Origin of the sequence: Salinicoccus sp. ID82-1, from assembly GCF_021991715.1 — a bacterium.
Taxonomy (GTDB): Bacteria; Bacillota; Bacilli; order Staphylococcales; family Salinicoccaceae; genus Salinicoccus; species Salinicoccus cyprini.
The window spans coordinates 296,258-309,744 of record NZ_JAGFLY010000004.1; the positions used below are offsets into that span (position 1 = coordinate 296,258).

Below are 13,487 nucleotides of genomic sequence, written 5' to 3' on the forward strand. Positions count from 1 at the left end.
AAGAATGTGGGAGAAAAAGTTTGAAAAAGAAGGTTTGACGTTTGATGATGTGCTGCTTGTTCCAGCGCATTCTGAAGTATTGCCAAAAGAGGTGGATCTGTCCGTTCAGCTATCCGATAGAATTAGATTGAATATTCCTGTACTGAGTGCCGGTATGGATACTGTAACTGAATCGGCCATGGCGATTGCGATTGCACGCCAGGGTGGTCTTGGTGTCATCCATAAGAACATGTCGATTGAGCGCCAGCGCGACGAAGTGGAAAAGGTGAAGCGTTCTGAGAATGGTGTCATTACCAATCCTTTCTTCCTGACCAAGGAGGAGCAGGTCTTTGCGGCGGAGCATCTGATGGGCAAATACCGTATCTCCGGTGTGCCGATCGTCAATAATCCGGAAGAGAAGAAGCTGATCGGTATCATTACAAACCGCGACCTTCGTTTCATCGAGGACTACTCCAAACCGATTGACGATGTCATGACCAAGGAGAATCTTGTTACAGCTGACGTCGGTACGACACTCGACCAGGCAGCGAAGATTCTGCAGCAGTACAGAATAGAAAAGCTCCCACTGGTTGATGAGAATAATATACTGAAGGGGCTCATTACGATAAAAGATATCGAGAAGGTCATCGAGTTCCCTGATGCGGCGAAGGATGAGCAGGGGCGTCTGCTTGTTGCTGCTGCCATCGGTATCGCGAAAGAAACTGAAAAGCGTGCGCAGGAACTGGTAGAAGCGGGCGTCGATGCACTCGTCATCGATACAGCACACGGTCATTCCGCAGGTGTACTTGCCGCAATTAAGGACGTCCGCGATAAGTTCCCGGATGTAGCACTGATTGCCGGTAACGTAGCGACAGCGGAAGGAACGAAAGCTCTGATTGATGCAGGTGTTGATGTCATCAAGGTCGGCATCGGCCCCGGTTCAATCTGTACAACACGCGTTGTTTCAGGTGTCGGTGTGCCTCAGATTACCGCCGTATACGATGCCGCTTCAGAAGCGCGCAAGCACGGCAAGGCGATCATCGCAGATGGTGGCATCAAACTATCCGGTGATATCGTCAAGGCGCTGGCGGCGGGTGGCCACGCAGTCATGCTCGGCAGCCTGCTTGCAGGTACGAGCGAATCACCAGGTGAGACGGAAATCTTCCAGGGCAGAAGGTACAAGACCTATCGCGGCATGGGCTCCCTCGGCGCAATGGAGAAAGGGTCGAAGGACCGCTACTTCCAGGAAGATTCAGAAGCGAAGAAGTTTGTTCCGGAAGGTATTGAAGGTCGCACAGAGTACAAGGGACCATTGAGTGATACAATCTATCAACTGATGGGTGGACTGAGATCCGGCATGGGCTATACAGGATCACAGAACCTGGAGGCTTTGAGAGAACAGGCACAGTTCATAAAAATAACAGGTGCCGGTCTGATTGAAAGCCACCCGCATAACGTACAGATCACTAAAGAATCCCCAAACTACTCTAGATAGGATAGGAGCACTGCTGAAAGATGGAAATGGCTAAAGAACAAGAACTCATACTGGTTATCGACTACGGCAGTCAGTATAACCAGCTGATTACACGACGTATCCGTGATCTCGGAGTCTATAGTGAACTTCACAATCCGAGCATTACGGTGGATGAAATAAAAACACTGAATCCTAAAGGCATCATCCTTTCAGGCGGACCACGCTCCGTCTATGCAGACGACGCTTTCAAGGTGGACCCTGAAGTATTCGATCTCGGCGTTCCCGTCCTCGGCATCTGCTACGGCATGCAGCTGATCACGCAACTGAACGGAGGAGAAGTGGTCCCATCCAATGAGAAGGAATTCGGTCCGACTGAAATCAGCCTCGATACCAGCGCATCAATATTCAACGGTCTTGTTGAAAATGAAACGGTACTGATGAGCCATAGCGATAAGGTGACCCGCATTCCGGAAGACTTCAAACAGATTGCCTATACGCCACTGTGCAAATATGCAGGCATCCAGCACGAAGAGAAGCACATCTATGGTGTGCAGTTCCACCCGGAATCCAAGCATACAAAAAATGGAGACACATTCCTCAGAAACTTCATCCGCGATATCTGTGGATGCCATGGAGAATGGACGATGGGCAACTTCATCGACATCGAAGTGGAAAAGATCCGTGAAGAGGTCGGCGACCGGAAAGTCCTCTGTGCAATGAGTGGCGGCGTGGACTCCTCTGTGACCGCTGTACTGATGCATAGAGCCATCGGTGACAATCTGACATGTATTTTCGTCGATCATGGTCTGCTTCGTAAAGGCGAAGGCGACATGGTCATGGAGCAGTTCGGTGAAGGCTTCAATATGAACATCATCAGAGTTGATGCAAAAGACCGCTTCATGAGCAAGCTGAAAGGCGTTGCGGACCCTGAGCAGAAACGCAAAATCATCGGCAACGAATTCATCTATGTATTCGACGATGAAGCGACAAAACTGAAAGATGTTGACTTCCTGGCACAAGGCACCCTCTATACGGATATCATCGAATCCGGTACCGAAACCGCGACAACGATCAAATCACACCATAACGTCGGTGGCCTGCCGGAAGACATGCAGTTCAAACTGCTCGAGCCGCTCAATACCTTGTTCAAGGATGAAGTGCGCGCACTCGGTATCGAACTCGGCATTCCGGAGCATCTCGTATGGAGACAGCCATTCCCAGGTCCAGGTCTCGGTATCCGGATTCTCGGTGAAATCACTGAAGAGAAGCTCGAAATCGTACGTGAAAGCGACTGGATTCTGCGTGATGAAATCAGCAAAGCCGGCCTCGACCGTGAAATCTGGCAGTACTTCACTGTACTCCCTGACATCCGCTCCGTCGGCGTCATGGGCGACTACCGTACGTACAGTCATACCATCGGCATCCGTGCAGTCACAAGCATCGACGGCATGACAAGTGAATTCGCGAAGATCGACTGGGACGTACTTGAGAGAATCTCAAAACGCCTCGTCAACGAAAGCGAACAGATCAACCGCGTCGTATATGATATAACAAGCAAGCCACCGGCTACGATCGAGTGGGAATAGTGACATAGAGGAAATTCGGCCCCAGTCTTTTAAGTTGGGGCCGAATTTTTATTATAGATATTTATTTAATAATGGTTCTGGAATATGGCAGTAGTCATCCGGATGTTTGGAGAGTCTGTCCTGATGTTCCTCTGCACTCCTTATGTAGTTTGTAAGCGGGAGGACTTCGACAGCAATCCTCTCCCGATCTGCTCTACGATTAAGAAATGACTCCGCTACTGCCAGGTGTTCCGGATTCTCGCTATATAGCCCAGTTCTGTATTTTTCGCCAACATCTTCGCCCTGTTTGTTCAAACTGTACGGGTCGATGATTTCGAACAGGTATTCTATCAGTGTCTTGACGGATACGACTTCAGGATCGAATGTTGTTCTGACACATTCGGCATATCCATCATACTCGCCATTCAAGGAACTGCTCGATCCATTCGCTCTTCCGGCTTCTGTCACCTCGACCCCGGGCAGGGTTTTTAAAAATGCCTGGACGCCCCAAAGGCATCCGCCGGCAATATATACGGTTTCCACGTTGTTTTTCTCTCCTTTTGTTCATACGGTCAGAGACAGTGTAACATTAAAAGTTTTCTCATATGGCTTTAATGGATTCTTAATTCATGGAAAGTGGATTGTTTCGGTTGCAATACTGATTTGATGGTGTTTTTATTCCATTTTTTATAGTATTATTTAACCTAGTGTTACAGTAATTGGATAAGTAAAATTATAAAATACATAACAAGCAAATAGGAGGCTGACATGCGCAAATCAACCTATTACATGGTCATCATATTGCTCGTCATACTCATCCCTGTTTCTCGTGCCGCTGCGGACAGTACTGAAGAGATGACGCAGGAGGAGTATTCGGAGCAGCCATCTGTTGAGGGAACGATGGAAGAGCCGGTGGCTGAGCCGTCGGTCCAGGAGGAATATACAGAGGAATACAGCTCGGAGGAATATACGGTAGAGGAGTACACAACAGAGGAATATACACAGGAATACTCTGAAGAATGGACGGAAGAACCTTACCAGTCCTATCAGCAGCCTGAACCGTCCACCGAAGAGACGTTTGAACAGACAGTCGAACAGTATACTGAAGAAGTGACTGAACAGCCGATCGTTGTGCCGACTGAAGAGCCTTCCATTGAACCTTCTGTTGAACCCGAACCCGTCCAAGAGCCGGTAGATGTGAGCATCAACCAGATGGAAGTGACGGAGTTTTCCATTGAAGGTGAAGTGGTCTCGGAAGGTAAAGGCATGGAGGGTGTTGCGGTTTCATTGACAGGCGGTATGGAAGCGGAAGTGATGACGGATGCTGAAGGCCAATTTTCATTCACGGAAGTACCCGCGGGCGACTACACAATTGAGAGTGGTGTGCCTGACGGATATGAACTTGAGGAAAACAGTCGTACTCTGACGCTCGAGGACAAAAGCAAGAAAGGGATTACTTTTGATCTTTCTGCCATTCCCGAGGAATCGGAAGAGGAAACAGAAGAAAGTATCGAGACGATTGCCCCTGATGAACGTGTATCGGCAGATCAGAATGTAGATGACAGCAGTATGAATATGATGCTGATTGTAATAGGCAGTGCCCTTCTGGTTCTTGGACTATTGATTTTCATGATACGCGCTCTCAGAAACAGATAGATAATGAGCAATGTAAGAAAGTCTGACATGTGATGTCAGGCTTTTTTACATAGATTTTGAATATTCGAAAAATGCGGTTATACTGTGTCCATACTTAAATTTGGAGGGATAAATTATGGACAGTGTTTTCATTTTTCTTTGTACTTTGCTCGTGTGGCTCATGACGCCAGGTCTCGCTCTATTCTACGGTGGTCTCGTACAGTCAAAAAACGTATTGAACACATCAATGCATAGTCTGGCTGCGATTGTTGTTGTTACTTTTGCCTGGGTGGCTGTCGGATTTTCAATCAGTTTCGGAGGTAGTAATCCATTCATCGGTGACCTGTCATACATCGGTCTTTCAGGCGTAGGTGCTGAGCCGAACGCTGCATTTTCCGAAACCATTCCTTTCGCGCTATACATGCTGTTTCAACTGACGTTCTGTACAATCGCAGTTTCGATCCTGACAGGATCGGTTGCGGAACGTATGAAATTTGGTCCTTTCCTGGTATTCATGGCATTATGGGTCATTCTTGTCTATAGTCCAGTTGCACACTGGGTATGGGGCGGCGGTTGGATCCACGCCATCGGCGCCATCGATTTCGCCGGAGGAACAGTTGTACATATTTCCTCAGGTGTTTCGGGACTTGTACTTGCGCTGATGCTTGGATCAAGAAAGCCCGACAATAAAAAGCCGCCACACAATCTTGTCATCACAATGGTTGGTGCCATCCTCGTATGGTTCGGCTGGTTCGGATTCAATACAGGCAGTGCATTGACGTTTGATGCCATCGCAATGAGCGCTTTCACCAATACAATCCTTGCTTCCACTGCTGGTATTGCAGGCTGGAGCATTGTTGAAAGACTTACCAAAGGCAGAGTATCACTGATCGGTACACTCTCAGGCATGCTTGCCGGACTCGTTGCAATCACACCAGCAGCTGGATTTGTCACTTATGGTGGCGCGATGGCACTTGGATTGCTTGGGGGAGCAATCTGTTTCTTCGCCATCACCAACCTGAAAGTAATGCTGAACTATGATGACGCACTTGACGCGTTCGGTCTTCACGGTATCGGTGGTATCGTCGGTGCAATCGGTACAGGTGTCCTTCAGACGAGTGCAGTAAATCCGGGTGTTGCAGACGGTCTCCTTGCTGGCGGCGGTTTTGCACCGGTACTGGCACAGATTGTAGCAGTGACGGCAACGATCATTTTCAGTGCAGTCATGACATATGCAATTGCTAAAGGTATCAGCATCTTCGTTACATTGCGTACAGATGAAAAAGAGGAACTGGATGGACTCGATGTGGTCATCCACGGGGAGAAAGCCTATGAGTATTCCAACTCATAGAAAATGATTTGAACAAAGGGGTTTCAATCATATATTAAGGGGTACAATAGAACAGACTGATATATATTTCCTTCCAAAGACCCGATGCCGCTCATACAAGCGGCATTTTTTTATGTCTTTTTATACTTTATGAAAGCCTTTACACGTCTGTCTAGACATGCTAAAATTATGTCAATAAAACAAACATGAGGGAGTGTGGAAGGAATGGCAGTGAACCGCGACGATGTGAGAGCGATAATTGAAGCAGTAGGCGGTAAGGAAAACATTAATGCAGCAACGCACTGTGTCACTCGATTAAGACTTGCATTGGAAGATGATTCCAAAGTGGATAAGGAGAAACTGGATGCCATCGACCTGGTCAAAGGCTCATTTGCAGCAAATAATCAATTTCAGGTTGTTATCGGCCAAGGAACTGTAAATGATGCATTCAAAATTTTTGAGGAGGAGACAGGCAAAGGTGGCGGTACCAAAGACGAAGTCAAGGCTGCTGCTGCACAGAAGATGAACCCGCTTCAGCGCTTCATCAAAATGCTGGGTGATATTTTCATTCCCATTCTTCCAGCCATCGTGACAGCAGGTCTCCTGCTCGGTATCAACAACCTGCTCACTGTCCAGGGTCTCTTCTGGGAGAATGATTCCATCATCACCCGCTTCCCTGGTATTGAAGGCATCGCGAGCATGATCAACTTCATTGCGGTCGCGCCATTCATCTTCCTGCCGGTGCTCATCGGCTGGTCAGCCATGAAAGTGTTTGGTGGGAATCCGCTGCTTGGTATTGCGCTCGGACTGGCTCTCTGCCACCCGGATCTTGCCAGCCAGTATGGTCTGTTCGATGCTGAAGCGGGGGAACTTGCAGAAATTCCGACCTGGAACTTCTTTGGACTGCAGATTGAACAGCTGAACTATCAAGGACAGGTACTGCCGGTGCTTGTTGCCACATGGCTGCTTGCCAAGGTGGAGCATTTCCTGAACCAGCGTGTCCATGATATGTTCAAACTGCTTCTGGTTGCACCGATTGCATTACTCGTTGTCGGTATTCTTACTTATACACTGATCGGTCCGGTCACACTCTTCCTCAGTACCATCATCTCCGATAGCATTGTCTGGCTTTTCGAAACGGTTGGTGTGCTCGGTGGCGCAGTATACGGTCTGTTCTACGCCCCACTTGTTGTAACTGGTCTCCATCACATGTTCCTCGCGGTCGATCTGCAGCTTATCGGTACGACAGGCTCCACCTACCTGTGGCCGATCCTCGCCATTTCCAATATTGCGCAAGGGTCAGCGGCTTTCGGTGCCTGGGTCATCTACCGTCAGCAGAAGAAAAAGAAAGAAGAAGGTCTGGCGATGACTTCAGGCATCTCCGGATGGCTTGGAGTTACTGAGCCGGCAATGTTCGGTGTCAACTTGCCACTTAAATATCCATTCATCGCAGCGGTCATCACCACTGCTATCGTCGGTGGTATTTTTGGGATCAATGGACTGACTGCAGCCAGTGTCGGTGTCGGGGGTGTACCTGGTGTCATATCGATCACAGAAGGATTCTGGCTGCTCTTCACCATCGGCATGCTGATTGCAATCATCGTTCCGTTTGTGCTTACGCTTATCTTCTCCAGATTTGTAAAAGAGAAGACCAAAGATATGGTAAAAGAGTAAATCAAGCATAAAGGAGTTTTTAACAATGGCATCCATGGACTGGAGAAAATCGGTCGTTTATCAGATCTATCCTAAATCCTTCAACGATACGACAGGAAGCGGAGAGGGAGATATCAGAGGCATTATCGAGAAATTGGATTATTTCAGCAAGCTTGGCGTGGACTATCTATGGCTGACGCCTGTATATGAATCGCCGATGAATGACAATGGATATGATATCAGCGACTACTATGAAGTGAATCCGCAGTTCGGCAGCAAGGAGGATCTTAAGGAACTTCTTGAGAAAGCGCATGAAAAAGGGATTCGGATCATGATGGATATCGTCATCAATCATACCTCTACAGAACACCAGTGGTTTATCGAATCGAAAAAATCCAAAGACAACAAGTATAGAGACTACTATATATGGAAGGATGGCACTTACGATCAGCCGCCGACAAACTGGGAATCCAAATTTGGAGGCAACGCCTGGAACTACGATAAACAGACGAACCAGTACTACCTCCGCCTCTTCGATATCACGCAGGCAGACCTGAATTGGGAAAATGAAGATCTGCGGCGCGATATTTACGACATGATCAACTACTGGATCGATTTTGGAGTGGACGGGTTCCGCTTCGATGTAGTCAATCTCATATCAAAGGGCGAGTTCGTGGATTCCGATGGACCAGGGAAGGAATTCTATACAGATGGACCGAAAGTCCACGAATATCTCAATGAACTCAACCGGAACACTTTCGGCGATAAGGATATAATGACGGTCGGGGAAATGTCGTCGACCACCATAGACCATTGTCTGAAATACACAGATCCCGAACGGAATGAACTGAACTCGGTTTTCAACTTCCATCATCTGAAGGTCGACTATCCTGGCGGAGAAAAGTGGGCGCTGGCCAATTTCGACTTCCTTGAACTGAAAAGGATACTGATGGAATGGCAGGTGGCAATGGACGAAGGGGGCGGCTGGAATGCAATATTCTGGTGCAATCACGATCAGCCACGTGTGGTGTCGAGGTTCGGTAATGACGAAACTGAAGAGAACCGGGTGTTGAGTGGGAAGATGCTTGCCATTGCGTTGCATGGACTGAAAGGTACACCTTACATCTATCAGGGTGAAGAAATCGGCATGACGAATCCAGCGTTCAAGCGTATCGACCAGTATCGGGATGTGGAGAGTCTGAATGCGTACTCCATTTTAAGAGATAAAGGAATGGATGCCAGCCACATCATGGATATATTGGCAACAAAGTCGAGGGATAATTCAAGAACGCCGATGCAGTGGGATGATTCTCTGCATGCTGGCTTTACTGAAGGCGAGCCGTGGATTGAAGTCTCCGATAGATATCAGAAGATCAACGTGACCCACGCGCTTGAAGATGAGCATTCCATTTTCTATACGTATCAGAAACTGATCAGACTCAGACACGAAATCGACGTACTGACATACGGCAGCGTGGAACCGTATTTGATGGATGATGAAAATCTCTTCGTCTATACACGTATCCATGAAGATGAAAGTATCATGGTCATTGCAAACTTCAGAAACAAGGAAGTACCTTATCCGGAAAATATCAGCGTGGAAGGAGAAATCCTTCTATCCAATTATGATGACAGAAAAGATGTGCTCAGACCTTATGAAGCGCTGATGGTATATGGACAAGACGAATAAAAAAAGTTATGATGTATTTGATTTTAATACATCTTCGAGGATAATAAGGTGAGCGCAATGAATGTGAACAAATATAATCATATCTATCAAGTGCTATCGAGTGATATTTCGGAAGGCAACTATGGAAGAGGGGACGTACTGCCTTCTGAACATACGCTGGTCAGCACGTTCGATGTTTCCCGGGAAACAGTCAGAAAGGCCTTGAACCTCCTACAGGAAAATGGCTACATCCAGAAGATGAAAGGAAAAGGCTCAGTTGTCATCTATAATCCTTCGATGGATTTTACGGTGTCCCATCTGACGAGTTTCAAGGAGATCCAGCAGCTGAAAACAAAGCAGTACACGACAAAGGTCGTGGAACTCGTCCAGTATCCTGCTGCGGAATTCCCGAAAGTGCTTGAGGCGCTGAAGCTGGAAGCTGATGACAGGGTATGGCGTTTAATCCGTCAGAGACAGTTCGAAGGCAAGACGCATATTGTGGATACAGATTACTTCATTGTCGAAATGATGCCGGGGTTGAACACGCGGATTGCCGGCGATTCAATCTATGAATATATAGAAAAACGCCTTGGTCTGACGATTGCCTACTCCCACAAGGAAATCACTTTTGATCCGATGAATGAAAAGGATCTTGAGCTGTTCGGCAACGTCATACCGCCATATACGGCAACGGTACGTTCAGTCGTCCATCTGACTGATGCCCGCCCGTTCCAGTACAACATCTCAAAACATCTTGCCAATGAATTCAAGTTTGTCGACTTCTCAAGGCGTTTTCAAGGGGGATAGCGCATTAAATCTTGCATTGGCTGACGGATTTTGATATTATAAAATATGCCGTGCTAAGTGGGGAGGTAGCGGTGCCCTGTACCTGCAATCCGCTCCAGCAGGACTGAATTCCGCTTCTGAGGATATTCGGTGTGAGGACTGCCTTGATCTCACCGGTGTTGAGATTCCGGTCCTATGCAATAGAACGTCACGAATCATGTCAGGTCCGGAAGGAAGCAGCATTAAGTGGCCCATTCTATGTGCCGTAGGACAGCCGGAGTTGAGCTGGTGGATCAAGTAACGCTTGTGCCGAATGTTCAAAGAAGCGGTGCACGGTTACATAATGAATGACTGTATCTTTGGATACAGTCATTTTTTTATTGCTCTGAATTAGGGCGGATCACATATATATGGTATAATCAATAGCAGAAATGACTCACTATGGAGGTGCCGCTGGATGGAATATCAAGCATTATACCGGGCGTTCCGGCCCCAGACATTTGAAGATGTGGTGGGGCAGAAACATGTTACTAAAACTCTAAGAAACGCAATCGTCAGAGATAAGGAATCCCATGCCTATCTGTTCAGCGGACCCAGAGGGACAGGGAAGACGAGTATAGCGAAAATCTTTGCTAAGGCGCTCAATTGCCGTTTTGGTTCCGGTGGTGAACCTTGCAATGAATGTGATATATGCATGAGCATCACCGATGGCAGTGCCAATGATGTGATTGAAATCGATGCTGCCAGCAATAATGGTGTCGATGAAATCAGGAATATACGCGAAAAGGTGAAATATGCACCTTCGGAAGCCAGATACAAGGTCTATATCATCGATGAGGTCCATATGCTGACTACGGGTGCTTTCAATGCGCTGCTCAAAACATTGGAAGAGCCACCCGGCCACGCCATCTTCATATTGGCGACGACGGAACCGCATAAGATTCCTGCAACCATCATCTCGAGGTGCCAGCGCTTCGATTTCAAAGCGATTGAGCTGAATGAGATTGTCAGCAGGCTCGAATATGTAGCCCAGAGCGAGTCTTTGGAATACGATAAGGATGCCATCGAGTACATTGCGAGGACTTCAGAAGGCGGAATGCGTGATGCGCTGAGCATCATGGACCAGGTCATCGCCTACAGCAATGATATCATCACTCTTGAAGATGCAGTCATGATTACAGGCGGCATCCGTTCGGAGGAACTGAATGAATGGCTGAAACTGATTGACCACAGGGACTCCAGGGAAGCGTTCATGAAGTACCATCAGTTCATCGAGGAAGGTAAGGATCCGACGAGACTGGTCCACGAGCTTGTATACTATATCAGGGATATCATTCTGATGAAGCATGCAGGAGAAATAGAGGATGACATCGCATTTGCACATACGGAAGACAAAGTGCTCTATGAAATGATCGATGTACTGAATGATGCCATGGTCATGATGCGTTTTTCAGTCAATACGAGTGTGCACCTCGAGGTTGTCATAGTCAAACTGATCCAGGTACTCAACAATAATGATCGTTCCATTGAGCCGCAAGCGATGGATCTGTCGCATATCGAGCAGAAGCTTGCCGAGCTCGATAAGAAGTTCTCCAGCCAGCCGCAAGTATCAGCAGCTCCCGTAACAGAGCCCCAGACCCGGTCGGCGAGCCAGTCTTCAAAAGGTTTTTCTCTGAGGCAGATTGAGAAAGTACTGGATCATGCCAACAAGGAAGATCTGGTAAAGCTGAAAGATGACTGGCCGAAAGTCTACCAGCACGTTGAAGAAAAGGGACTGCAGGCACTGCGCTCACTGATCAAGGATTCCGAGCCGGTGGCCGCCAGCGATACGCATGTACTGCTCAAGTTCAAAAGTGATGTCCACAGTGACCTTATCAATAAGGATGAAAAGAAACGTCAGGAACTTGAAGCGGTCATTCCTTCCATTATAGGGAAGGAAGTGGTTGTAGTCGGTGTTCCCGACTCCAGCTGGCTGCAGGTGAGGCACGACTACATCCAGGAGAAGAAGGCGAGCAAGCAGAAGCAGTCGGAAGGTGATGAAAAGAAGCCTTCTGATGTCGCCAAGGAGATATTCGGGAGTGACGTTGTAGAAACACGCTCATAATATCGGTTTATTAAAGAAGTTATTTCAGATATACTATATAGAAGAAAAAAGAAAATTGACTTGGAGGAGAATATATATGCGTGGTGGAATGAACAATATGCAGGGCATGATGAAACAGATGCAGAAGATGCAGAAGAAGATGCAGGAAGAGCAGGAAAAACTGAAAGACGAGAAAGTCGAAGGCACAGCTGGCGGCGGCATGGTCAAAGTGACCGTTTCCGGACATAAGGAAGTACTCGACGTGGAAATCCAAGAAGAAGTGGTGGATCCTGACGATGTAGAAATGCTCCAGGATCTGATTGTTGCAGCGACTAATGAAGCAATGAACAAAGCGGATGAACTGACAAGCGAACGTCTCGGTCAGCATACTAAAGGTATGAATATCCCGGGAATGATGTAGAATGCATTATCCCGAACCGATATCAAAGCTGATCGACAGCTTCATGAAATTGCCGGGCATTGGGCCGAAGACTGCCCAGCGCCTGGCATTTTATGTACTTAACATGAAAGAGGACGATGTCGTCAATTTTTCACGCAGCCTGATGGAAGTTAAAAGAGATCTGCAATTCTGCTCAGTGTGCGGACATATTACAGATATAGATCCATGCTATATATGCCAGGATAAGAACAGGGATCGTTCCATTGTCTGTGTCGTCCAGGATACAAAGGATGTCATCGCAATGGAGAAGATGCGTGAGTATGGTGGACTGTATCATGTACTTCATGGCGCCATCAGTCCGATGGATGGCATTGGACCTGAAGACATCAACGTTGCTTCATTGATTGAAAGACTCAAGGATGACCAGATCAAAGAGATCATACTGGCGACCAATCCAAACATTGAAGGGGAATCGACAGCAATGTACATTTCCCGGCTGGTCAAACCAATCGGCATCAAGACGACGCGTCTTGCCCACGGCCTGCCGGTCGGCGGGGACCTGGAATACGCGGATGAAGTGACGCTATCAAAGGCAATAGAGTACCGTACAGAACTATAAAGAACCCGGGCCATTTAATAAAAAATGGCCCGGGTTAACTTTTTTTTAAAAACCCCTTGCATTCATTAGGTAAACACTGTATAGTTATTTCTTGTCGGACGAAACATAAAGCCGATACAACAAAGGTTACTATCATGTTAAAAAGATTTAAAAAAGGTGTTGCATTAATCGGGCAAACCCTGTATAGTTATCTCTTGTCGGACGAAACATGAAGCCGACACAACAAACGTTACTATTACGTTAAAGAGATTTAAAAAAGTGTTGCATCGCTGAGATGAACATGCTATAATAGTA

Annotated in this window: 11 protein-coding genes and 1 other RNA gene; 11 read left to right on the top strand and 1 reads right to left on the bottom strand. The window is 47.3% G+C overall.

The genetic code is table 11. The annotated features are described in order from the left end of the window. The first annotated feature begins 4 nt into the window (after window positions 1-4). A complete protein-coding gene (gene guaB / locus J4760_RS11360) occupies window positions 5-1,474 on the top strand; it encodes an IMP dehydrogenase (RefSeq protein WP_145287421.1) in 1,470 nt (489 codons plus the stop codon). A gap of 20 nt (window positions 1,475-1,494) precedes the next feature. Next, window positions 1,495-3,039 (top strand): glutamine-hydrolyzing GMP synthase, encoded by a 1,545-nt coding sequence (guaA, locus tag J4760_RS11365; RefSeq protein ID WP_237605758.1) that lies wholly within the window; start codon window positions 1,495-1,497, stop codon window positions 3,037-3,039. A gap of 51 nt (window positions 3,040-3,090) precedes the next feature. On the opposite strand, the gene J4760_RS11370 is transcribed toward guaA, so the two are convergent. Beyond that, window positions 3,091-3,561 (bottom strand): peptide-methionine (S)-S-oxide reductase, encoded by a 471-nt coding sequence (locus J4760_RS11370; protein ID WP_237605759.1) that lies wholly within the window; start codon window positions 3,559-3,561, stop codon window positions 3,091-3,093. 225 nt (window positions 3,562-3,786) lie between these two features. Here J4760_RS11370 and J4760_RS11375 point away from each other — a divergent pair, with 225 nt between their 5' ends. The 9 genes from J4760_RS11375 (at window position 3,787) to recR (ending at window position 13,193) form a co-directional block, all read left to right on the top strand. Next, window positions 3,787-4,674, top strand: a complete 888-nt coding sequence (locus J4760_RS11375; protein WP_237605760.1) for a carboxypeptidase-like regulatory domain-containing protein — start codon at window positions 3,787-3,789, stop codon at window positions 4,672-4,674. A 115-nt stretch (window positions 4,675-4,789) separates the two neighbouring features. Continuing rightward, entirely contained in the window at window positions 4,790-6,004 is a 1,215-nt protein-coding gene (locus J4760_RS11380; RefSeq protein WP_237605761.1) for an ammonium transporter, read from the top strand. A 204-nt stretch (window positions 6,005-6,208) separates the two neighbouring features. After that, window positions 6,209-7,657 carry a PTS system trehalose-specific EIIBC component gene (gene treP, locus J4760_RS11385; RefSeq protein ID WP_145287411.1) on the top strand — a complete coding sequence of 483 codons (1,449 nt, stop codon included), beginning with the start codon at window positions 6,209-6,211 and terminating at the stop codon, window positions 7,655-7,657. A gap of 25 nt (window positions 7,658-7,682) precedes the next feature. Next, window positions 7,683-9,326, top strand: coding sequence for an alpha,alpha-phosphotrehalase (gene treC / locus J4760_RS11390; RefSeq protein ID WP_237605762.1), 1,644 nt, complete (start codon window positions 7,683-7,685; stop codon window positions 9,324-9,326). 57 nt (window positions 9,327-9,383) lie between these two features. Next, window positions 9,384-10,112 carry a trehalose operon repressor gene (gene treR / locus J4760_RS11395; protein WP_237605763.1) on the top strand — a complete coding sequence of 243 codons (729 nt, stop codon included), beginning with the start codon at window positions 9,384-9,386 and terminating at the stop codon, window positions 10,110-10,112. Window positions 10,113-10,160: 48 nt separating this feature from the next. Continuing rightward, an RNA gene (ffs, locus tag J4760_RS11400) (signal recognition particle sRNA large type) lies at window positions 10,161-10,427 on the top strand. Between the two features lie 121 nt (window positions 10,428-10,548). Continuing rightward, complete coding sequence (gene dnaX, locus J4760_RS11405) at window positions 10,549-12,195, top strand: DNA polymerase III subunit gamma/tau (RefSeq protein ID WP_237605764.1); 1,647 nt, start codon at window positions 10,549-10,551, stop codon at window positions 12,193-12,195. Window positions 12,196-12,271: 76 nt separating this feature from the next. Beyond that, a complete protein-coding gene (locus J4760_RS11410; protein ID WP_145287403.1) occupies window positions 12,272-12,595 on the top strand; it encodes a YbaB/EbfC family nucleoid-associated protein in 324 nt (107 codons plus the stop codon). A gap of 1 nt (window position 12,596) precedes the next feature. Next, window positions 12,597-13,193, top strand: coding sequence for a recombination mediator RecR (recR, locus tag J4760_RS11415; protein ID WP_145287401.1), 597 nt, complete (start codon window positions 12,597-12,599; stop codon window positions 13,191-13,193). The last annotated feature ends 294 nt before the right edge of the window (window positions 13,194-13,487 follow it).

Coding starts and splice junctions, on each gene's coding strand:
- guaB (WP_145287421.1), top strand. CDS start 5: ATGTGGGAGAAAAAGTTTGAAAAAGAAGGTTTGACGTTTGATGATGTG.
- guaA (WP_237605758.1), top strand. CDS start 1,495: ATGGAAATGGCTAAAGAACAAGAACTCATACTGGTTATCGACTACGGC.
- J4760_RS11375 (WP_237605760.1), top strand. CDS start 3,787: ATGCGCAAATCAACCTATTACATGGTCATCATATTGCTCGTCATACTC.
- J4760_RS11380 (WP_237605761.1), top strand. CDS start 4,790: ATGGACAGTGTTTTCATTTTTCTTTGTACTTTGCTCGTGTGGCTCATG.
- treP (WP_145287411.1), top strand. CDS start 6,209: ATGGCAGTGAACCGCGACGATGTGAGAGCGATAATTGAAGCAGTAGGC.
- treC (WP_237605762.1), top strand. CDS start 7,683: ATGGCATCCATGGACTGGAGAAAATCGGTCGTTTATCAGATCTATCCT.
- treR (WP_237605763.1), top strand. CDS start 9,384: ATGAATGTGAACAAATATAATCATATCTATCAAGTGCTATCGAGTGAT.
- dnaX (WP_237605764.1), top strand. CDS start 10,549: ATGGAATATCAAGCATTATACCGGGCGTTCCGGCCCCAGACATTTGAA.
- J4760_RS11410 (WP_145287403.1), top strand. CDS start 12,272: ATGCGTGGTGGAATGAACAATATGCAGGGCATGATGAAACAGATGCAG.
- recR (WP_145287401.1), top strand. CDS start 12,597: ATGCATTATCCCGAACCGATATCAAAGCTGATCGACAGCTTCATGAAA.